This window comes from Rhodococcus sp. 105337, from assembly GCF_012844225.1.
GTDB lineage: Bacteria > Actinomycetota > Actinomycetes > Mycobacteriales > Mycobacteriaceae > Rhodococcus.
This window is the reverse complement of the sequence record NZ_JABAGQ010000004.1, coordinates 183,988-204,581: the sequence shown is the minus strand read 5'-3', so window position 1 is coordinate 204,581 and position 20,594 is coordinate 183,988. Positions and strand designations below refer to the sequence as shown.

Genomic DNA, 20,594 nt, shown 5'->3' with positions numbered 1-20,594 from the left:
ATCATCCCTTCACTGTGGTCAGCGAGCGGTGCGCAGCGTCGACAACGGCTTCTGCGGTGATTCCGAACTCGCGGTACAGGGTCTTGTAGTCGGCGGAAGCGCCGAAGTGCTCGAGCGACACGGCCTTGCCGGCGTCGCCGATGAGCCGGTACCACGGGAGCGCGAGGCCGGCCTCGACGGAGACACGGGCACGCACCGACGGCGGGAGCACCTCGTCGCGGTATGCCTGATCCTGCTCGAGGAACCAGTCGAGCACCGGCACCGAGACGACGCGGGTGGGCACACCCTCGGCCTCGAGGGTCTCGCGCGCGGCCACGGCCAGTTCGACCTCCGAACCGGTTGCGAGCAGCACGACCTCGGGGGTTCCGGTGGACGCTTCGACGAGCACGTATGCGCCGCGGGCGACACCCTCGGCGGCCTTCTCCCGGGTTCCTTCGAGAACCGGCACGTTCTGGCGGGTGAGTGCCAGCGCGGTCGGGCCCGTCTTGTTCTCGAGAGCCGACTTCCATGCGAAGGACGTCTCGTTGGCATCGGCCGGACGGATCACCGCGAGGTTGGGGATCGCGCGCAGCGCGGCGAGGTGCTCGATCGGCTGGTGCGTCGGGCCGTCCTCACCGAGTCCGATCGAGTCGTGGGTCCACACGTAGATCGCCGGTGTCTGCATGAGCGCGGCGAGACGGACCGCGGGCCGCATGTAATCGGAGAAGACGAGGAAGGTGCCGCCGTAGGCGCGGGTCGGGCCGTGCAGCGCGATGCCGTTGAGGATCGAACCCATCGCGTGCTCGCGGATACCGAAATGCAGGGTCCGGCCGTAGGGCTGGGCAGTCCACTCGTCGGTGGAGATCGACTCGGGACCGAACGAGTCGGAACCGGGGATCGTGGTGTTGTTGCTGCCGGCGAGGTCGGCGGAACCGCCCCACAGTTCCGGCAGGATCGGGCCGAGGGTCGCGAGCGCATTGCCCGAGGCCTTGCGGGTCGCGGGACCGCTGTCGGTCGGATCGTAGAGCGGCAGGGCGTCGACCCAGCCCTCCGGGAACTCACCCGCGAACAGACGGTCGAACAGTTCCTTGCGCTGCGGCTCCCGCCGAGCCCACGCGTCGAAGTCGGCCTGCCACGCCTCGCGCACCTTGGCGTTGCGCTCGATGACGCCGCGGGCGTGCTCGATCACAGCCGGATCGACGTCGAAGTTCTTCTCGGGATCGAAGCCGAGCACCTTCTTCACGGCGGCGACCTCGTCGGTGCCGAGCGCAGCGCCGTGCACGTCGCCGGTGTTCATCTTGGTCGGCGCCGGATAGCCGATGATCGTGCGCACGGAAATGAGCGACGGACGATCGGTGACCGCCTTGGCGGCCTCGACGGCCTCGAGGATCCCGGTGACGTTCTCGCCGCCGTCGACGGTCTGCACGTGCCAGCCGTACGCCTCGTACCGCTTCGCCACGTCCTCACCGAGCGCGATCGTGGTGTCGTGCTCGATCGAGATCTTGTTGGCGTCGTAGAAGACGATCAGATTGCCGAGTTCCTGCACGCCGGCGAGCGACGAAGCCTCGGACGTGACGCCCTCTTCGATGTCACCGTCGGACGCGATCACGTAGACGAAGTGATCGAACGGGCTCTCACCCGGAGCGGTGTCCGGATCGAACAGGCCGCGCTCGCGACGGGCGGCCATGGCCATACCGACGGCGGACGCGAGGCCCTGGCCGAGCGGTCCGGTGGTCATCTCGACGCCCGCGGTGTGCCCGTACTCGGGGTGTCCCGGGGTCAGCGAGCCCCACGTGCGCAGCGCCTCGAGGTCGGCGAGTTCGACGCCGTATCCCGACAGGTACAGCTGGATGTACAGGGTCAGGCTGGAGTGGCCGCACGACAGCACGAAACGGTCGCGACCGACCCACTTCGGATCGGTCGGGTCGTGACGCATCACGCGCTGGTAGAGGGTGTAGGCGAGCGGAGCGAGGCTCATCGCGGTGCCGGGGTGCCCGTTGCCGACCTTCTGCACCGCATCGGCGGCGAGCACGCGGGCCGTGTCGACCGCCTTGGTGTCCAGGTCGGTCCAGTCGGCCGGATGCGCCGGCTGAGTGAGGGTGCGGATCTCGTCTGTGATCGACACGAGCAGAGTTCTCCTGACATGGGGTGTACGGGGTGCCTGCGGGTAGAAGTTGGCCCGCGCGCTCCTTAAGAGTAGTGCGCGCCGCGGAGCGGGTCGATTCGGTCGGGGCGGGTCCGCCGTCTACCATCGTTTGTAGTAGAAGGAGCGTCCGGACCCGGGCGACCGTGAACGGGCGAGCGAAAGTGCGGATTCGCGTGGTGCAAGGAGACAGTGTGCGGGCAGGGCAACGGCCGAAGGGACACGGATTCGGCGCCCCCGAAGCGCCAGGCGCTCCCCGCCCCGACACCGCGTGGGGACGTCTCTCGGGCACCGTGCTCGCCTACATCGCGCTCACGAAGCCGCGTGTCATCGAGCTGCTGCTGGTCGCAACCATCCCCGCGATGCTGTTCGCCGACCGGGGCCACGTCGACATCGTCCTGATCCTGAGCACCCTGTTCGGTGGCTGGATGGGTGCGGCGAGCGCCAATTCGCTCAACTGTGTGGTCGACGCCGACATCGACAAGGTGATGAAGCGGACCGCGCTTCGTCCCCTCGCACGTCAGACCGTGCCGACCCGCAATGCGTTCGTCTTCGGCGTCCTGCTGGGTGTGGCTTCCTTCGCGTGGTTGTGGTGGCGGGCGAACCTGCTGTCGGGTCTGCTGGTCGTCGCGACCATCGCGTTCTACGTCCTCGTCTACACGATGGTGCTCAAGCGTCGTACCTGGCAGAACGTCGTCTGGGGCGGCGCGGCAGGATGCATGCCCGTGATGGTCGGCTGGGCCGCCGTCACCGGATCGCTCAGCTGGGAACCGGTCGTATTGTTCCTCGTCATCTTCTTCTGGACGCCGCCGCACACGTGGGCGCTGGCGATGCGGTACAAGGAGGACTACAAGGCGGCCGGCGTGCCGATGCTGCCCGTGATCGCGACAGAGCAGCACGTCACCAAGCAGATCCTCCTGTACACCTGGGCGACCGTGATCGCGACCCTCGTGATCGTGCCCGCCGCCGGCATCATCTACGCCGTGTTCGCCGTCCTCGCCGGAGCGTGGTTCCTGTTCGTCGCGCACCAGCTCTACAGCAGCGTGCGGGGCGGCGCGTCGGTCAAGCCGCTCAAGCTGTTCCTGCAGTCCAACAATTACCTGGCGCTGGTATGCCTCGGCCTCGCGGTCGACTCGGTGCTGGCCCTGCCGACGATCGGCTCCTACTTCTGATCCCGGATCCCCTGATCACGACGAAGCCCCCGCTCCACACCGGAGCGGGGGCTTTGCGTTGTGCGGTCGTTGCTCAGGGAATCAGGACGACGGAGCCGGTCGTCCGGCGGGCAGCGAGATCCGTGTGCGCCCGGGCGGCGTCCGCCAGCGGGTAGGTCGCACCGACACGGACGTGCAGGGATCCGTCGGCGATCGCCGCGAACACGTCCCCCGCCCGCCAGAGCAGCTCTTCGCGGGTGCGTGTGTAGTGCGCGAGGGTAGGGCGGGTGACGAACAGTGAACCCGCGGGGTTGAGGCGCTGCAGGTCGAACGGCGGAACCGGGCCGCTCGCCGCACCGAACAACGCGACCATGCCGCGGATACGGACCGAGGCGAGGGACGCCTCGAACGTTGCCGCACCGACCCCGTCGTACGCCGCGGCGACGCCCTCACCGCCGGTGAGTTCCCGGACCCGGGCTGCGATGTCGTCGTCGTAGCGCAGGACTTCGGCCGCACCGGCGTCGCGGGACAGGGCTTCCTTGGCATCGGACGAGACGGTGGTGATCACCCGTACGCCCTTCTTTGCGGCCAACTGGGTGAGCAGCAGACCCACGCCGCCGGCACCCGCGTGCACGAGCACGGTGTCGCCGGCCCGGGCGGGATACACCGACTCGATCAGGTAGTGCGCGGTCATGCCCTGCAGCAGCGCAGACGCCGCCTGCTCGGTGGGCACGCCGTCCGGGACCGGTACCGCCACGGCCTCGGGGACGCAGACGAGTTCCGCATACGAGCCGGGGGCCGCGCACCACGACACCCGCGTGCCGATCCGCCCGTCCTCGACGCCCTCGCCGACTGCGACGACCGTGCCGGTGCCCTCCGAGCCCGGAACGTACGGCAGGTCGGTGGGGTACATACCGGTGCGGAAATAGGTGTCGATGAAGTTCACGCCGATGGCGTCGGTGCGGACGAGCAGGTCGCCGGGGCCGGGCTGCGGGTCGGGACGTTCCACCGGAACGAGGACGTCGGGACCTCCGAACTGTGCCACTTCGATTGCGCGCATTCCGTCACAGTATTCTGCTTTCATGAGCGCCGAAACAGAGGTCGCGGCCGCACCGGCCGCCATCGTCTCGTCCATTCGCACCTTCGTCGCCGAGCACGGCGGCTCCGGCAAGGCCGTGCTGCAGCCGATCGGCCGGTCCGGGGTCCGGGTCACCGTCGTCGCCGCCGACGGGACGCTCGGTGATCGGGTCGCGAAGGACTTGCCGACCGCCCACGCCGTCATCGACGCGTTGCCGGACGTCACCGTCTCCGAGTGGGACCGGGAACTGACCAGCATCGTCAATCCGCAGCCCGGGCACTGGAAGAAGATGGCCGGCTGGGTCGCCCGTCAGGCGCGGTTCCCGAAGGCACGCAACGAGCACCCGATTCGCTCCTGACACCTGCCCGACACAGACCTCGGGGCCGTCCACATCGTCGATGTGGACGGCCCCGAGGTCTGTATGGGGGACGGTCTGTGAGGAGTCAGACGGTGACCGGTTCGGGCACCGGTGCGGTGGTCCGGATCCGTCCGGCGGCCCAGACGGCGGCGGTCGCGGCGGTGCACAGCCCGGCGCCGGCGACGTGCAGCACGACCAGCACGGCAGGCACGTCGGTCCAGAACTGCACGAGTCCGATACATGCCTGGGCGGCGACGAGGGCGAGGACGACCTTCAGTCGGGTCTTGACCGCTTCGGGGGCGTGGAGGGCGTACACGGCGAACGCGAGGCCGACGAGCAGTGCGAGATAGCCGACGAGTGCTTCCGCGTGCAGGTGAACCAGCATCGTGATGTCGAGGTCGAGGCGAGGCACCGGGTTGTCGATGCTCTTGTCACCGGCGTGTGGTCCCGCACCGGTCACCATGGTGCCCAGGACGAGGACGCCCGCCAGCGCGACGGCGGACAGAGCGGTGAGCCAGCGCAACGGCTGGGGCAGCACCTGCACGACGATCCCGTCGTCCGGTTCGCCGACCTTGGCGTAGAGGATCACTGCGAGCCAGACCATCAGCATGGAAGCGAGCATGTGGATCGCCACGGTCCACCACACCAGGCCCGCGAGGACGGTGATTCCGCCGAGGATCGCCTGGACGACCGTGCCGGCGGGCATCAGCCACGCCCACGCGATCACTTCCTTGCGACGGCGCGCCCGGGTCACAGCGAGGACGATCGCCGCCGCGACAGCGACGACCACGAACGTGAGCAGTCTGTTTCCGAACTCGACGACCTGGTGCAGGGTGTGGACGTTGCTCGACACCCCGACCGGGACCAGCGATCCCGGGAAGCACTGCGGCCAGGTGGGGCAGCCGAGCCCGGACGCGGTCACGCGGACCACGGAACCGGTCACTGCGATGCCGCCCTGGGTGAGGATCGTCAGGAACGCGATGATCCGCTGCGCCCGGAGAGACGGCAAGGGGAGACGGTCGACAAGGCTCAGGTAGCCGCGATACAACACGGCCCCGATGCTACGGCGTCGTCCACTACAACGTGTAGTTGGGTGCTGCGCCGATCAGGTGAACCGGAACCATCTCACAGCGGCGGTCCCGCCGATCGCCGTCCACACCACCAGAACGGCGATCGACAGCCAGTCCACGCCGCCCGCCACGGCGGTGTCGAGCGCCAGCGTCAGCGCGCCCGACGGCACGAGGCGCACGACATGCAGCAGCGCGTCAGGAACGACATCGTCGAGCAGCACGATGCTGCCGATTCCGAGGAGCACGAACCAGACGATGTTCGCCAGCGCGAGCACGATCTCGGCCCGCAACGTGCCGCCGAGCAACAGTCCGAGGGTCGCGAACATCACCGTTCCGAGTGCGATCACGACGGCGCCGACGAGCAGTCCCACCGCGGTGGGCCGCCATCCGAGCGCGACGCCGATTCCTCCGAGGAGAATTGATTGCAGCACCACTACGATCCCGACAGCACCGCTTTTACCTGCGATGATGCCCCACTTCGGGAGTGCGGTCGCACCGATTCTTTTCAATGCACCGTATCTGCGGTCGAATCCGACGGCGATCGCTTGCCCGGTGAAGGCGGTCGACATGATCGCCACCATCATCACGGCGGGAAGAACGCGGGCGGCACGGTCCTCACCGAGATCGGCGATCGGCAGCAGGGTGAGACCGATCAGCAGCGTGATGGGGATGAACATCGTCAGCAGCAACTGCTCGCCGTTGCGCAGCAGTAGTTTCAGCTCCATCCGCGTCTGCGCCGCGAGCATCCTCGCCGGCGCATTCGGAGTGGGACGGGGCGTGAAGGTCCCCTCGGCGAATCGATTGTTCGCCAGTCGGTCGTGGGTCACGCTCACCCTCTCAGCTCCCGTCCGGTCAGTTCGAGGAACACGTCCTCGAGGCTGCGCTGGTCCACCCGGATCTCGGTGGCCAGCACACCCAGCTTCTCGCACCACTGCGCTGCCGCGGCGACGACGGACGGTTCGACCGCACCTTCGATCAGGTAGCGGCCGGGGAGTGCTTCGCGGACCCGGCAGGTGCCGGTCAGCGCGGATTGCAGCGGTGCCACGTCGAGAGCGGGCGGGGCCGTCACCCACAACTGGCCCTCCGCGCCGGTGCGCATGACTTCTTCCGGGGTTCCCGCCGCCACGACGCTGCCGTGATCGATGATCACGATTTCGTCGGCGAGTTCTTCGGCTTCGTCCATCAGGTGCGTGGTCAGCAGCACGCTCACGCCGTCGCGGCGCAACGCGTCGATCAATTCCCAGACCAGCAGCCGGGCCTGTGCGTCGAGACCGGCTGTGGGCTCGTCGAGGAACACCAGTTCGGGTCGGCCGACCAGGGCGCACGCCAGCGCGAGACGCTGCTGCTGGCCTCCGGACAACCGCCGGTAGGGGGTACGCCGCGCTTCCTCCAGGCCGAGACGATGGAGCAACCAGTCCGGATCGAGGGGATCTGCCGAGTAGGCGGCCACGAGGTCGAGCATCTCGCCCGCACGGGACCCGGGGTAGGCGCCGCCGCCTTGCAGCATCACGCCGATCCGTGGTCGCAGCGCGTCGGAGTCGGCGACCGGATCGAGTCCGAGCACTCGGACGGAGCCCGCATCGGGGGTCACGAACCCCTCGCACATCTCGACGGTGGTCGTCTTCCCGGCGCCGTTCGGGCCGAGCAGGGCGAGCACCTGGGCGCGTTCGACCGTCAGGTCGAGGCGGTCCACCGCGGTGACGCCCCCATAGGTCTTCACAACGCCGTCCAGGCGCACGGCCGGCACTGCGGCGGAGGGAGAACTCGGGGTCACAGGGTTCCAGCCTAGGCGTCGGCGGTTTCCGGCGGGCGCGCCGGTGCGCGCTCCTCACCCCGCCACGGCAGGATGTTGCGCGTCGCGACGATGAGCAGACCCACCACCGCGATGGTGGCGATGGCGGCCTGCACGATGATGAACGGCTGATACTCGCCGCCGTTCGGCATCAGGATCACGCTCACCACCGACGAGAACGCGATCGTGGGAATGCGGAAGATCGGGCGGGTCGCCCACGCGGCCAGGGAAATCACCGCCCAGAGCAGGTACCAGGGCTGCACCACCGGGAACAGGAGCACGATCGCGCCGAGCGAGACGCCGAGCGCGCCGACGGGGTGGATCCGTCCCGTCAGGGTTGCCAGCAGCATCCGCACCGTGATGAACGCGGCGACCACGGCGGCGATGGGGCGCGTGATGGACAACACAGCCGTCGTGTGGTCGCCGAGACCGAGCAGGACCCCGCCGAGCCCCGTGCCCATCCCGAGCAGTGTCGGAATCGACATCCAGCTGCGGACCTCGGTGGCGGTCCCGAGAGTCTGCGTCCATCCCAGGCCCAGGCCGCTGCCCCAGCTGACGACGCCGATCACCAGTACGGCGCCGATCCCGAGCATCACCGCCGTGGTCACAACTGCGCGGACGCCGCCGCCTCGCCTCCGCGCGAGGGCCATGCCCACGAAACCGAGTGCGAGTAGTGAAGGCAACTTGATCATGGCGGAGAGCGCGATGAGCGCGGTACCCGCGGCGATCCAGGCCGTCGCGCGGTTGCGGTACGCGCGGCCGTCCGGGGTGTCGCCGTAGACGCCGCGCAGCGCCAGTTCCACGCCGGTGAGCATGAGGCCGAGCATCAGTGCCTCGTTGTGGACGCCGGCAACCAGGTGGAAGAGCAGCAGCGGGTTCGCGGCGCCGAGCCACAGTGCGCTCACGGACGCGACCCCGCAGCGTCGCGCCAGCCGAGGCAGCGCCCACACGATCAATGCGACCCCGACCAGCGCGAAGAGCCGGTGTACGAAGATTCCGGCGACGATGTTCTCGCCGGTGAGTGCCGCGATCTTCTCGCCGAGCCACAGGAATGCCGGGCCGTAGGGCGCCGAGGTGTCGCGCCAGATGTTGGGCACCGTCCGCGTCAGCACATGGTCGACTCCGAGCGCACCGGCGGGACCGATGGCATACGGATCCAGTCCGCGCGCGGCGATCTCGCTCTGCGCGAGATAGGAATACACGTCCTTGCTGAACATCGGCGGTGCGACGACGAGCGGCACGATCCACAGCAACAGCGTCCGGTCGAGCTGGGAGCGCGTCAGCCTGCGGGGTTGTCCGTCCGGGTCGCGGCGGCCGATGGCGAATCGGCCCAGCAGAAGCCAGGCGAGCACCACAAGCACGATGCCCGTCATCGTCACCGTCAGTGCCGCACTGGGCATCCGTGCGGCCAGGCCGAGTCCGCGGACTCCCTGCACCGGATTCTGCAGGACGGGTTGCGCCCCGGCGCCGAGCGCACCGATCGCCATCAGTACGGCGCCGGTCGCACCGAACAGCCTGATCCGGTGCAGCTGCGTGGTCTCGACCGGATCGAGCCCACGACCCTCGGTCTCGTCGCCGTGCAGCACGACGGAGACGTCGGCCCGGGGACTCGGACGGTCGAGTCCGAGTGCGCGTCGCGTCAGGTCGAGGATGCGCGGCCCGATGCCGGGTCGCCCCGCCGCGACCGGGTTCTCGCTCGGACTGAGGGGTGGGTTCGACGGCACCCGAGCAGCGTAACGGGCGGCGTCCGCGGCACCGGACGGCTCCGGGATCGAAGGGTGAGGAAGGGCACCCTTGGTGGAACAGTTTCCTGAATTCCGTCACACTGGTGTTGTGAAATCATCGACCGCACTCGACGTGCAAGCAGAACGCACAGGTCACGCGCCTGTCGCGCGCGCTGCTGCGACCGGTCGCGATGCACACGAAGGTCAGACCCGCGCCGCGGTGGTGAAGCTTCTCGTCGAACACGGACCCATCACCGCACCCGAAATCGGGGAGCGACTCGGACTCAGCGCGGCAGGCGTGCGTCGCCACCTCGACGCCCTGATCGAATCGGGTGAAGCCGAGGCCGCCGCACCGTCACGCCGGCAGGGCCGCGGCAGGGGCAGACCCGCGCGACGCTTCCAGCTCACGGCCGTCGGCCGTGCGCGGCTCGGCCACTCCTACGACGATCTTGCCACTGCCGCCATGCGCCATCTGCGTGAGATCGGCGGCGAAGCCGCAATCGAGGACTTCGCGCGCCGGCGCGTCCAGTCGATCCTCAGCGGGATCGACCCCGCCGGTCAGGACGTGGAAGAAACCGCCGAAGAGATCGCCGGAGCCTTCTCCGCATCGGGATTCGCGGCGTCCACCCGCCGGGTCGGCCCGGGCGTACAGATCTGCCAGCACCATTGCCCCGTGTCCCACGTGGCCGAGCAGTTCCCGGAACTGTGCGAAGCGGAAGAGGAGGCGTTCGTGGAGATCCTCGGAACCCACGTGCAGCGGCTCGCGACCATCGCCAACGGCGACGCGTTCTGCACCACCCACGTGCCGGTCCTCCCGGCCAAGGAGCCGCCGAGCTCTTGACGCCTGCAGGAACCACCCCCGACTTCGTGAACTACCCGATGACAGTCGGCGCGCAGCCCACGCCGACCACACCACAGACTCCGGAAGGAGCTCGCATGACCGTCACCTCGGACCAGACGTCCACCGGCGCACCGCTGACGCAAGAAGAGACGATCGATTCTCTCGGTCACTACCAGTTCGGCTGGTCGGACCCCGACGCCGCAGGCGCTGCAGCGCAACGAGGCCTGTCCGAGCACGTCGTGCGGGACATCTCGGCCAAGAAGAGCGAGCCCGAGTGGATGCTCGACATTCGCCTCAAGGCACTGCGCACCTTCGACAAGAAGCCGATGCCGGGCTGGGGGTCGGATCTCGACGGGATCGACTTCGACAACATCAAGTACTTCGTGCGCTCGACCGAGAAGCAGGCCGCGAGCTGGGACGAGTTGCCCGCGGACATCAAGAACACCTACGACAAGCTGGGCATCCCCGAGGCCGAGAAGCAGCGGCTGATCTCCGGTGTCGCAGCCCAGTACGAGTCCGAGGTCGTCTATCACCAGATCCGTGAGGACCTCGAACAGCAGGGCGTCATCTTCCTCGACACCGACTCCGGTCTGCGCGAGCACCCCGAGCTGTTCCGCGAGTACTTCGGCACGGTGATCCCGGCCGGTGACAACAAGTTCTCGGCGCTCAACACCGCGGTGTGGTCGGGCGGCTCGTTCATCTACGTTCCGCCGGGTGTGCACGTCGACATCCCGCTCCAGGCGTACTTCCGGATCAACACCGAGAACATGGGTCAGTTCGAGCGGACCCTGATCATCGTCGACGAGGGTGCCTCCGTGCACTACGTCGAGGGCTGCACCGCGCCGATCTACAAGTCCGACTCGCTGCACTCCGCCGTGGTCGAGATCATCGTCAAGAAGGGCGGCCACTGCCGCTACACGACGATCCAGAACTGGTCGAACAACGTCTACAACCTGGTGACCAAGCGCACCAAGGTCGAGGCCGGCGGCTCGATGGAATGGATCGACGGCAACATCGGTTCCAAGGTGACGATGAAGTACCCGGCAGTGTGGATGATGGGCGAGCACGCCCGCGGGGAGGTGCTCTCCGTGGCGTTCGCCGGTGAGGGCCAGCACCAGGACACGGGCGCGAAGATGCTGCACCTGGCGCCGCACACGTCGTCGACCATCGTGTCGAAGTCGGTGGCCCGCGGTGGCGGACGCGCGTCGTACCGCGGTCTCGTGCAGGTCAACAAGGGCGCCTACGGGTCCAAGTCGACCGTCAAGTGCGACGCACTGCTCGTCGACCAGATCAGCCGCTCGGACACCTACCCGTACGTGGACATCCGCGAGGACGACGTGACCATGGGTCACGAGGCCACCGTGTCCAAGGTGAGCGACGACCAGCTGTTCTACCTCATGAGCCGCGGCCTCAACGAGGACGAGGCGATGGCGATGGTGGTTCGCGGATTCGTCGAGCCCATCGCGAAGGAGCTGCCGATGGAGTACGCCCTCGAGCTCAACCGACTGATCGAACTGCAGATGGAAGGGGCAGTCGGCTAAATGACTGCGGAAGCGAAGAACATTCCCACCACCGGTGCGCCGACAGGCGCCACCGGTGTCCAGGACGCGGTGCGCGGCGAGAACCGCGCCCCGTCCGGCAAGCCGGCAACCAACAAGGGTGAGGTGTTCACGTCGTTCGACGTGAACGCTTTCGAAGTTCCCTCCGGACGCGACGAGATCTGGCGCTTCACGCCGCTGCGCCGCCTGCGCGGACTGCACGACGGCAGTGCCGTCGCCGACGGCACCGCCACCGTCGAGGTCGCTCCCGTCGACGGCGTCCGGATCGAGACCGTGGGCCGCGACGACGCACGACTCGGCCAGGGCGGTGTCCCGTTCGACCGCGTCGCCGCACAGGCGTACTCATCGTTCGAGTCCGCGACCGTCGTCACCGTCGGCCGCGAAACCGAGATCGCCGATCCCGTCGTCGTCACGGTCACCGGGCCGGGCGAGGGCAAGGTCGCCTACGGGCACCTGCAGGTCCGCCTCGAGGCGTTCGCCCGGGCCACCGTGGTCGTGGACCAGCGGGGGAGCGGCACGTACGCCGAGAACGTCGAGTTCATCGTCGGCGACAGCGCGCAGCTCAAGGTCGTCGCGGTGCAGGACTGGGCCGACGACGCCGTCCATGTCGCCGCGCATCACGCACGGCTGGGCCGCGACGCCGTGCTGCGTCACTTCACCGTCGCGCTCGGCGGTGATCTGGTCCGCGTCTCCGCGACCACCAAGTACGACGGGCCCGGCGGCGACGCCGAGTTGCTCGGACTCTACTTCGCGGATGCCGGACAGCACCTCGAACAGCGTCTGCTCGTCGACCACTCGCAGCCCAACTGCAAGTCGAACGTGGTCTACAAGGGCGCTCTGCAGGGCGATCCCGGTTCGGGAAAGCCGGACGCGCACACCGTGTGGATCGGCGACGTGCTCATCCGTGCCGCGGCCGAAGGCACCGACACGTTCGAGCTCAACCGCAATCTCGTGCTCACCGACGGTGCCCGCGCAGATTCGGTGCCCAACCTCGAGATCGAGACAGGCGAGATCGTCGGTGCCGGCCACGCCTCCGCGACCGGCCGTTTCGACGACGAGCAGCTGTTTTACCTGCGGTCGCGCGGTATCCCGGAAGATCAGGCGCGCCGCCTCGTCGTGCGCGGCTTCTTCCACGAGCTGCTCGAGCGGATCACGGTGCCCGAGATTCGCGAGCGTCTCGAGGCCGCCATCGAAGCAGAGCTCGAGGCAGTCGGCGTCTGACCGGCTCCGCACGACCCGTAACCCCGATACTTCTTCTTTAAGGAACCACTGATCGATGTCCACACCTGAGAACGTCCTCGAGATCAAGGACCTGCACGTTCGCGTCGCCCAGACCGATGCGAACGCCGAGCCCATCGACATCCTCAAGGGCGTCGACCTCACCGTCCGCTCCGGCGAGACGCACGCCATCATGGGGCCCAACGGCTCCGGCAAGTCCACCCTGTCGTACGCGATCGCCGGGCACCCCAAGTACGAGGTGACCTCCGGCAGCATCACCCTCAACGGTGAAGACGTGCTGGCGATGACCGTCGACGAGCGTGCCCGCGCCGGACTGTTCCTCGCGATGCAGTACCCCGTCGAGGTCCCCGGCGTCTCGATGTCGAACTTCCTGCGCACCGCCGTGACGGCGGCCCGGGGCGAGGCTCCCAAGCTCCGTCACTGGATCAAGGAAGTGAAGGGAGCGATGACCGAACTCGACATCGACCCCGCTTTCGGTGAGCGCAGCGTCAACGAAGGTTTCTCCGGCGGCGAAAAGAAGCGCCACGAGATTCTCCAGCTCGGACTCATCAAGCCGCGCATCGCGATCCTCGACGAGACCGACTCCGGCCTCGACGTGGACGCCCTGCGTGTGGTGTCCGAAGGCGTGAACCGCTACCAGGAACGTGAGCACGGCGGCGTTCTGCTGATCACCCACTACACCCGGATCCTGCGGTACATCAAGCCGCAGTTCGTCCATGTGTTCGTCGGTGGCCGCATCGTCCAGTCCGGTGGCCCCGAACTCGCCGACGAACTCGAGACCAACGGCTACGAGCGCTTCACCCACGCTGCAGCCGCAGACACACAGGGAGCGTGATCGGATGACGGTGCCGGTGCGGACGCTCGACGTCGCCCGGATCAGGGCCGACTTCCCGATCCTCGGGCGGACGGTGCGCGACGACAAGCCACTGGTCTACCTCGACTCGGGTGCGACTTCGCAGCGGCCCGTCCAGGTCCTCGACGCCGAACGTGAGTTCCTCACGACCTGCAACGCCGCGGTCCACCGAGGCGCGCACGCGTTGTCGGAGGAAGCGACGGACGCCTACGAAGGTGCCCGCGCCGTCATCGCCGGCTTCGTCGGTGTCGACGCCGACGAGGTGGTGTTCACCAAGAACGCCACCGAGGCGCTCAACCTGGTGGCGTACGCCTTCGCCGACGATCGTTTCCCGCATGCGCTCGGCCCCGGTGACGAGATCGTGGTCACCGAGCTCGAGCATCATGCGAACCTCGTGCCCTGGCAGGAACTCGCGCGGCGTACCGGCGCGACGTTGCGCTGGTACGGCGTCACGGACGAGGGCCGGATCGACCTCGACTCGCTCGAGCTCACCGACGCCGTCAAGGTGGTGGCGTTCTCGCATCAGTCCAACGTCACCGGCGCCGTCGCACCCGTCGAGGAGATCGTCCGGCGGGCACGGACGGTCGGAGCGCTCGTCGTGCTCGACGCCTGCCAGTCGGTGCCGCACGCGGCGGTGGACTTCCGGGAACTCGGCGTCGACTTCGCCGCGTTCTCCGGGCACAAGATGCTCGGCCCGTCCGGGATCGGCGTGCTGTACGGCCGCCGCGACCTGCTCGCCGACGTTCCGCCGTTCATCACCGGTGGCTCGATGATCGAGACGGTCACCATGGACGCCACCACGTTCGCGGCACCCCCGCAGCGATTCGAGGCCGGCTCGCCCATGTCGTCGCAGGCCGTCGGGCTCGGTGCCGCAGTGCGGTACCTGCAGGACATCGGCATGGACGCGGTGGCAGCCCACGAGCACGAGTTGACCGCCGCGGCGCTCACCGAACTCGGTGACATCGCCGGCGTGCGCATCATCGGGCCCACCACCGCCGAGCAGCGTGGCGGCGCAGTGTCGTTCGTCGTCGACGGCATCCACGCCCACGATCTCGGGCAGATCCTCGACGACGAGGGCGTGGAGATCCGGGTGGGTCACCACTGCGCGTGGCCGTTGCACCGCCGCTTCGGGGTCGCGGCGACCGCTCGCGCGTCGTTCGCGGTGTACAACACGCTCGACGAGGTTCGGGCGCTCGGCGCAGCCGTGCGGCGCGCCCAGGAATTCTTCGGGGAGCGTGGCTGATGCGGATGGAGCAGATGTACCAGGAGGTCATCCTGGACCATTACAAGCGCCCGCACCACCGCGGGTTGCGAGAGCCGTACGGCGCAGAGGTGCACCACGTCAATCCGACGTGCGGCGACGAGGTGACACTGCGCGTGCATCTCGACGGCGGTGCTGTGGCCGACGTGTCGTACGACGGTCAGGGCTGTTCCATCAGCCAGGCCGCCACCTCGGTTCTCACCGATCAGGTGATCGGGATGCCCGTCGCCGACGCACTCGCGACGGTCGACAGCTTCGTCGAGATGGTGGGTAGCCGAGGCACCGTCGAAGGTGACGAGGACGTGCTCGGTGACGGCATAGCCTTCGCCGGTGTGTCGAAGTACCCGGCACGCGTCAAGTGCGCACTGCTGGGCTGGATGGCTTTCAAGGACGCCGTCGCGCAGATCGTGGACCGGAGCAGCGACGCTGCCGGCCTCGGGACCGGCGACGCCGACACCGTTTCGAGCGGAGGACAGAACCGATGACAGAACCCGCCCCCGGCACCTCGAACCCCGAGAGCGCCACAACACCCGCATCCGACGACACCAGCGGAGACACCACGACGCTGGTCGCCGACACGGTGCCACCGCTGGATCCGGTCCGGCTCGACGAGCTCGAAGAGGCGATGCGCGATGTCGTCGACCCGGAACTCGGCATCAACGTGGTCGACCTCGGGCTGGTGTACGGCATCTCCGAGTCCGAAGACGCCGTCACGGTCGACATGACTCTCACCTCGGCCGCGTGCCCGCTCACCGATGTGATCGAGGACCAGGCACGCAATGCGCTCGTGCGCAGCGGCCTGTGCCCCGACCTCCGCATCAACTGGGTGTGGATGCCGCCGTGGGGCCCCGACAAGATCACCGATGACGGTCGCGAGCAGCTGCGCGCGCTCGGCTTCACCGTGTGACAGTTGCGGATCTTCGTGACCGACACGGATATCCGAGCAGACGAGGACGGCGGTAGCGTCCCGCCCGGACCGGGCGGGGCCGTCGAGCCCGGACCGGGCGCCGAGGTAGCCGCCGATCCCGTCGTCGCGCTCGAGCACGAGATGATCGCGGTGGTACGGCGTTTCCGAAGGCTGATCGCCGAGCGGGCCCGCGCGGTGCACCCGAAGCTGGACCCGGTCTGCTACCCGATGTTGCTGATGCTGCGCCGTGCCGACGCGGTCGCGATGTCGGATCTGCTCGCAGAGTTGGCGATCGAGAAATCGACGCTCACCCGCCGCATCGACAGCGCTGCACGCCTCGGGCTGGTCGAACGCATCCCCGACCCGGACGACGCGCGTGCCCGCCTGGTGGCACTCGACCCGGACTGCCGACGCAAACTCGACGAGATCCTGGGCGACGAGACCGAACTGTGGCGTCAGCGGCTGTCGGGGTGGGAGACCGCGGACATTCGCGAACTCACCGTCCTGCTGCACCGCCTCGGGGAGTCCATGGACTGAACCGACGAGGGCGGCCGTCGCAGGACCCGCGGCGTCACGCGCCTTTGCGTTCGCTGCTCTTCTTCGCCGGGGACTTCTTGGCGGCAGTCTTCTTCGCCGGTGTTTTCTTTGCGGTCGTCTTCTTCGCCGCAGACCCGTCGCTCGACGAGTCCTTGCCGCCGGCGTTCTTGGCCGGTGTTTTCTTGGCTGCTGTCTTCTTCGCGGTGGTCTTCTTCGCAGAGGACGACCCGGACGACTTTTCCTCCGACGCCCTACCGGACGTGCGACCGGACCCCGTGCCCGCGGCCTCGACGCTGCGCTGGAGCGCGGCAACAAGATCGAGCACTTCGGCGTCCTCACCGCCGGAGTCCGGCTCGGCGACCTGGAACACTTTCTCGCCGCCACGCGCGAGGGCGTCGTCGATCAGGGCCCGCAGTTCGACCTGGTATTCGTCGGTGAACTCGGTGGGATCGAAATCGCCCGACATCGACTCGACGAGTGTCTCCGCCATCGCCAGTTCTCGCGGCTTCGGTTTCTCGACCCCGTCGAGCGACGGGAACTCGGCGGCGCGGACCTCGTCCGGCCACAGGAGCGTCTGCAACACCAGCAGTCCGTCCCGGTTGCGCAGCGCGGCGAGTCGGGTGCGCTGCCGCAGGGTGAAATGCACCAGCGCGATCCGGTCGCTCTGGTCGAGGGTCGCGGCCAGCAGGGCATACGCCTTCGGCGACGTGGAATCCGGTTCGAGATAGTACGACTTCTCGAAGAGCATCGGGTCGATCTGCTCGGACGGCACGAATTCCAGCACCGGGATCTCGTGTTTCTCCGCTGCGGGCAGCTTCTCGAAGTCCTCGTCGGTCAGGACGACCCGCTCACCGTTGTCGGAGTCGTACGCCTTGTCGATCTCCTGGAACGGGACTACTTCCCCGCATTCGGAACACACACGCTGGTACTTGATGCGTCCGCCGTCCTTGGCGTGCACCTGGTGGAACTTGATGTCGTGGGACTCGGTTGCCGAATACACTTTGACCGGCACGTTGACGAGGCCGAACGCGATGGCACCTTTCCAAATCGACCGCATCTCTCCATCATGATCGACGATCCGGACATGCGCTGAAAAGAAGCCGAAATCGGTCCGGGTGTCGCAGAGACGTGCGTCACCACGCCGAGCGCAGAACAGCGCCGCGCAGGGGTCCCGGCAGACGTCGGAAGAGCGTCCACATCGTGCCGGCGACGGCCGTGAGATCGGTGCGGCCGGAGAGGTAGGCCCGCTGTTGCTCGGTGGGCAGACCGAAGAACTCGTCGAAGAAGGCTGCGGCGGACTGCGCGTCGAGCCGGAGCAGCACACGAAGCCCCAGGCCACGCAGCGCGGCGACACCACGGGCGGACGCCGGCCACAGCACCTGCCGCGGATCGGACCCGGCGAGCACGGAGGCGACGAGGGCGTCCGCCGTGGAGAGGGCCGTCGCGACGGCATAGCCGGTCGCGGGGTGCATGAGTCCGCCCCGCGCGCCGAATCCGACCACCCCGCGCTCGCTACGGATGCCTTCCACAGCGAACCGCACCTTCTCGGTCCGTTCCGGGTCCCCGGTCGCGATGCCCCGCGCCGCCAGCCGGACGTCGAGTCGTCGCTGCAACTCCGGGAGCGTCAGAGGCGGCCGCCCCACCAGGCAGGTTTCCTCGAGGAGGGCGAGCCCGCCGCCCAGCGGCATCGCGTACAGGAACGACGGGACATCGGAGGAGTCGGTGCCGTTGTCGCGCCGCCAATCCATGAACCAGGCCTGCTGCCCTTCCAGGGCGGATGCGGCGGTGGCGTCGTCGAGCACCCGCCCGAAGGCGGTTTGCGCGGCGCGATCCGGGCCTGCGGGCACCCCCCGCGCGTCGATCACGTACCGGGCGCGAATCCGGTCGCCGGTGCTCAGGACCGCGCTGTGCGCGTCGATCGTGTCCACCCGCCCGCGCACCACGGACACCTCCTCGAGATCGAGGCAGTCCTGGAGCCGGGCTGTGTCGAGGATCCGGTACGGCCGGGTCAACTCGTGGAGCGTCGAGGCCCATACCGCAGGGGTGGCGACCTCCGCCGCGGTGACGCGCTCCGGCAGCCACGACGGGAGTTCGTCCCGCCACGCCCCGTATGTCGCCGTCCACCGCCGCGACGGTTGGGGATCCACGGCGATCACGTCGAGACCGGCGCGGGCGGCGCGGGCGGCGACTGCCCGCCCCGCGGGACCGAGTCCGGCGACCAGCACGTCGGTGGGGGAGGAGACAGGCACGACCACAGAGTAGGCGGGCGCCGGCGCAGTCTGCCGAAGCGCGCCCGGACGCGGCATCCGCAGCGGCGTTCGCGCGTGCGTAGTAGTGCATCTCACGGCTGGGAACGCGGACGAACAGGGTAAACTGGGTAGTTCGTGTGCCCCGCCTCGCGGTTCATGGCACCCACCCCGTCGTCGTCTAGGAGTTCTTGCCTGTGATCACCGCTACCGATCTCGAAGTCCGCGCAGGTGTGCGGACCCTGCTCTCCGCGCCCGGGTCGGCGCTGCGGGTGCAGGCCGGCGATCGGATCGGTCTGGTGGGGCGCAACGGCGCGGGCAAGACCACCACGCTGCGGATCCTCGCGGGCGAAGGCGAGCCGTATGCCGGCACCGTGATCCGATCCGGGGAAGTGGGTTACCTCCCGCAGGACCCCAAGGAGGGCAACCTCGACGTCCTCGCGAAGGACCGGGTGCTGTCCGCTCGAGGACTCGACGAACTGTTGCGGGGCATGGAGAAGCAACAGGCACTGATGGCGGAATCGGTCGACGAGAAGATCCGCGACCGTGCCGTCCGGAAGTACGGATCTCTCGAGGAACGCTTCTCGACGCTCGGCGGATACGTGGCCGAGTCGGAGGCGGCCCGCATCTGCAACAGCCTCGGATTGCCCGACCGCGTCCTCGGCCAGGCCCTGCACACGCTCTCCGGTGGCCAGCGCCGCCGCGTGGAACTCGCGCGCATCCTGTTCGCGGCGTCCGACGGCTCGGGCGGCAAGTCGAACACGACCCTGCTGCTGGACGAGCCGACGAACCACCTCGACGCCGACTCCATCACCTGGTTGCGAGGCTTCCTGCAGAGCCACGACGGCGGCCTGATCGTGATCAGCCACGACGTGGATCTGCTCGCCGATGTCGTCAACAAAGTCTGGTTCCTCGACGCGGTGCGCGGCGAAGCCGACATCTACAACATGGATTGGAAGAAGTACCTCGACGCCCGCGCTACCGATGAACAGCGTCGGCGCCGGGAGCGCGCCAACGCGGAGAAGAAGGCGTCGGCCCTGCACAAGCAGGCTGCCAAGCTCGGAGCGAAGGCCACCAAGGCCACCGCCGCGCAGAACATGGCCAAGCGCGCCGACAAGCTTCTCAACGATCTCGACGACGTGCGGGTCGCGGACAAGGTCGCGAAGATCCGGTTCCCCACGCCTGCCGCGTGCGGCAAGACCCCGCTCATGGCGAAGAACCTGACCAAGGTCTATGGGTCGCTCGAGATCTTCACGGGTGTCGACCTCGCCATCGACCGGGGCACCCGCGTGGTGATCCTCGGTCTCAACGGCGCCGGTAAGACCACGCTTCTGCGTCTGCTCGCCGGGACGGAGAAGCCCGATCTCGGCGAACTCGTGCCGGGTCACGGGCTCAAGGTGGGTTACTTCGCTCAGGAGCACGACACGATCGACGACTCGGCGTCGGTGTGGGAGAACATCCGCCACGCCGCGCCCGACGCGGGTGAACAGGATCTGCGCGGTCTGCTCGGTGCGTTCATGTTCACCGGGCCGCAACTCGATCAGCCGGCCGGCACGCTGTCCGGCGGCGAGAAGACCCGGCTTGCGCTTGCGGGTCTGGTGTCGTCGGCAGCGAACGTGCTGCTCCTCGACGAGCCGACCAACAACCTCGACCCCGTCTCCCGTGAGCAGGTGCTCGACGCGCTCCGCAGCTACGAGGGGGCGGTCGTGCTCGTGACACACGATCCCGGCGCGGCCGAGGCTCTCAACCCGGAACGGGTCATCATGCTGCCGGACGGCACCGAGGATCACTGGTCCCAGGACTACCTGGAGCTCATCCAGCTCGCATGATCCGATCCGATCCGCTTCGGTGATCGT

Annotated in this window: 19 protein-coding genes; 11 read left to right on the top strand and 8 right to left on the bottom strand. The window is 68.3% G+C overall.

What is annotated here, in order from left to right; translation table 11 throughout:
- Position 1: 1 nt before the first annotated feature.
- Entirely contained in the window at positions 2-2,104 is a 2,103-nt protein-coding gene (tkt, locus tag HF886_RS09270; protein WP_169652139.1) for a transketolase, read from the bottom strand.
- A 212-nt stretch (positions 2,105-2,316) separates the two neighbouring features.
- On the opposite strand from tkt, the gene HF886_RS09265 reads away from it, so the two are divergent.
- Entirely contained in the window at positions 2,317-3,294 is a 978-nt protein-coding gene (locus tag HF886_RS09265) for a heme o synthase (protein ID WP_169621880.1), read from the top strand.
- Positions 3,295-3,367: 73 nt separating this feature from the next.
- Here HF886_RS09265 and HF886_RS09260 read toward each other — a convergent pair whose 3' ends face one another.
- Positions 3,368-4,333, bottom strand: a complete 966-nt coding sequence (locus tag HF886_RS09260; RefSeq protein WP_169621881.1) for a quinone oxidoreductase — start codon at positions 4,331-4,333, stop codon at positions 3,368-3,370.
- A gap of 22 nt (positions 4,334-4,355) precedes the next feature.
- On the opposite strand from HF886_RS09260, the gene HF886_RS09255 reads away from it, so the two are divergent.
- Positions 4,356-4,709, top strand: a complete 354-nt coding sequence (locus tag HF886_RS09255; protein ID WP_169621882.1) for a hypothetical protein — start codon at positions 4,356-4,358, stop codon at positions 4,707-4,709.
- 85 nt (positions 4,710-4,794) lie between these two features.
- Here HF886_RS09255 and HF886_RS09250 read toward each other — a convergent pair whose 3' ends face one another.
- From HF886_RS09250 to mptB, 4 genes are read right to left on the bottom strand one after another with little or no spacing between them, the layout of a single operon-like run.
- Positions 4,795-5,760: a heme A synthase gene (locus HF886_RS09250; protein WP_169621883.1), complete on the bottom strand. Its 966-nt coding sequence runs from the start codon at positions 5,758-5,760 to the stop codon at positions 4,795-4,797.
- A 54-nt stretch (positions 5,761-5,814) separates the two neighbouring features.
- Positions 5,815-6,612 (bottom strand): ABC transporter permease, encoded by a 798-nt coding sequence (locus HF886_RS09245; RefSeq protein WP_169621884.1) that lies wholly within the window; start codon positions 6,610-6,612, stop codon positions 5,815-5,817.
- A complete protein-coding gene (locus tag HF886_RS09240) occupies positions 6,609-7,553 on the bottom strand; it encodes an ABC transporter ATP-binding protein (RefSeq protein WP_169621885.1) in 945 nt (314 codons plus the stop codon). Before HF886_RS09240 ends, HF886_RS09245 begins: the two co-directional genes overlap by 4 nt.
- An 11-nt stretch (positions 7,554-7,564) precedes the next feature.
- Positions 7,565-9,295 (bottom strand): polyprenol phosphomannose-dependent alpha 1,6 mannosyltransferase MptB, encoded by a 1,731-nt coding sequence (gene mptB / locus HF886_RS09235; RefSeq protein WP_169652138.1) that lies wholly within the window; start codon positions 9,293-9,295, stop codon positions 7,565-7,567.
- A 220-nt stretch (positions 9,296-9,515) separates the two neighbouring features.
- Here mptB and HF886_RS09230 point away from each other — a divergent pair, with 220 nt between their 5' ends.
- The 8 genes from HF886_RS09230 to HF886_RS09195 all read left to right on the top strand — a co-directional run bounded on the left by HF886_RS09230 (position 9,516) and on the right by HF886_RS09195 (position 16,492).
- Positions 9,516-10,136, top strand: coding sequence for a metalloregulator ArsR/SmtB family transcription factor (locus HF886_RS09230; RefSeq protein ID WP_296550806.1), 621 nt, complete (start codon positions 9,516-9,518; stop codon positions 10,134-10,136).
- A 95-nt stretch (positions 10,137-10,231) separates the two neighbouring features.
- Entirely contained in the window at positions 10,232-11,677 is a 1,446-nt protein-coding gene (sufB, locus tag HF886_RS09225; RefSeq protein ID WP_169621888.1) for a Fe-S cluster assembly protein SufB, read from the top strand.
- Positions 11,678-12,916, top strand: coding sequence for a Fe-S cluster assembly protein SufD (gene sufD, locus HF886_RS09220; RefSeq protein WP_169621889.1), 1,239 nt, complete (start codon positions 11,678-11,680; stop codon positions 12,914-12,916).
- Between the two features lie 55 nt (positions 12,917-12,971).
- The gene (gene sufC / locus HF886_RS09215) at positions 12,972-13,769 is read left to right on the top strand and encodes a Fe-S cluster assembly ATPase SufC (protein ID WP_169621890.1); all 798 of its coding nucleotides are present in this window, start codon (positions 12,972-12,974) and stop codon (positions 13,767-13,769) included.
- A 4-nt stretch (positions 13,770-13,773) separates the two neighbouring features.
- Positions 13,774-15,030 (top strand): cysteine desulfurase, encoded by a 1,257-nt coding sequence (locus tag HF886_RS09210; protein WP_169621891.1) that lies wholly within the window; start codon positions 13,774-13,776, stop codon positions 15,028-15,030.
- The gene (sufU, locus tag HF886_RS09205; RefSeq protein WP_169621892.1) at positions 15,030-15,533 is read left to right on the top strand and encodes a Fe-S cluster assembly sulfur transfer protein SufU; all 504 of its coding nucleotides are present in this window, start codon (positions 15,030-15,032) and stop codon (positions 15,531-15,533) included. The genes HF886_RS09210 and sufU overlap by 1 nt, the downstream gene beginning before the upstream one ends.
- Positions 15,530-15,955: a metal-sulfur cluster assembly factor gene (locus HF886_RS09200; protein WP_169621893.1), complete on the top strand. Its 426-nt coding sequence runs from the start codon at positions 15,530-15,532 to the stop codon at positions 15,953-15,955. The genes sufU and HF886_RS09200 overlap by 4 nt, the downstream gene beginning before the upstream one ends.
- 15 nt (positions 15,956-15,970) lie before the next feature.
- On the top strand, positions 15,971-16,492 hold the full coding sequence (locus HF886_RS09195) for a helix-turn-helix domain-containing protein (RefSeq protein WP_346765335.1): 522 nt from the start codon (positions 15,971-15,973) through the stop codon (positions 16,490-16,492).
- Positions 16,493-16,526: 34 nt separating this feature from the next.
- On the opposite strand, the gene HF886_RS09190 is transcribed toward HF886_RS09195, so the two are convergent.
- Positions 16,527-17,549, bottom strand: a complete 1,023-nt coding sequence (locus HF886_RS09190) for a Ku protein (protein ID WP_169621894.1) — start codon at positions 17,547-17,549, stop codon at positions 16,527-16,529.
- Positions 17,550-17,625: 76 nt separating this feature from the next.
- Positions 17,626-18,741, bottom strand: a complete 1,116-nt coding sequence (locus HF886_RS09185) for a lycopene cyclase family protein (protein ID WP_346765334.1) — start codon at positions 18,739-18,741, stop codon at positions 17,626-17,628.
- 194 nt (positions 18,742-18,935) lie between these two features.
- Here HF886_RS09185 and HF886_RS09180 point away from each other — a divergent pair, with 194 nt between their 5' ends.
- On the top strand, positions 18,936-20,567 hold the full coding sequence (locus HF886_RS09180; RefSeq protein WP_169621896.1) for an ABC-F family ATP-binding cassette domain-containing protein: 1,632 nt from the start codon (positions 18,936-18,938) through the stop codon (positions 20,565-20,567).
- Positions 20,568-20,594: the final 27 nt, after the last annotated feature.

What these genes read in the sequence shown, in the direction of transcription:
- HF886_RS09200 (WP_169621893.1), top strand. Translation starts at nt 15,530, where the DNA reads ATGACAGAACCCGCCCCCGGCACCTCGAACCCCGAGAGCGCCACAACA.
- HF886_RS09210 (WP_169621891.1), top strand. Translation starts at nt 13,774, where the DNA reads ATGACGGTGCCGGTGCGGACGCTCGACGTCGCCCGGATCAGGGCCGAC.
- HF886_RS09260 (WP_169621881.1), bottom strand. Translation starts at nt 4,333, where the DNA reads ATGCGCGCAATCGAAGTGGCACAGTTCGGAGGTCCCGACGTCCTCGTT.
- HF886_RS09190 (WP_169621894.1), bottom strand. Translation starts at nt 17,549, where the DNA reads ATGCGGTCGATTTGGAAAGGTGCCATCGCGTTCGGCCTCGTCAACGTG.
- sufU (WP_169621892.1), top strand. Translation starts at nt 15,030, where the DNA reads ATGCGGATGGAGCAGATGTACCAGGAGGTCATCCTGGACCATTACAAG.
- sufB (WP_169621888.1), top strand. Translation starts at nt 10,232, where the DNA reads ATGACCGTCACCTCGGACCAGACGTCCACCGGCGCACCGCTGACGCAA.
- sufD (WP_169621889.1), top strand. Translation starts at nt 11,678, where the DNA reads ATGACTGCGGAAGCGAAGAACATTCCCACCACCGGTGCGCCGACAGGC.
- sufC (WP_169621890.1), top strand. Translation starts at nt 12,972, where the DNA reads ATGTCCACACCTGAGAACGTCCTCGAGATCAAGGACCTGCACGTTCGC.
- HF886_RS09255 (WP_169621882.1), top strand. Translation starts at nt 4,356, where the DNA reads ATGAGCGCCGAAACAGAGGTCGCGGCCGCACCGGCCGCCATCGTCTCG.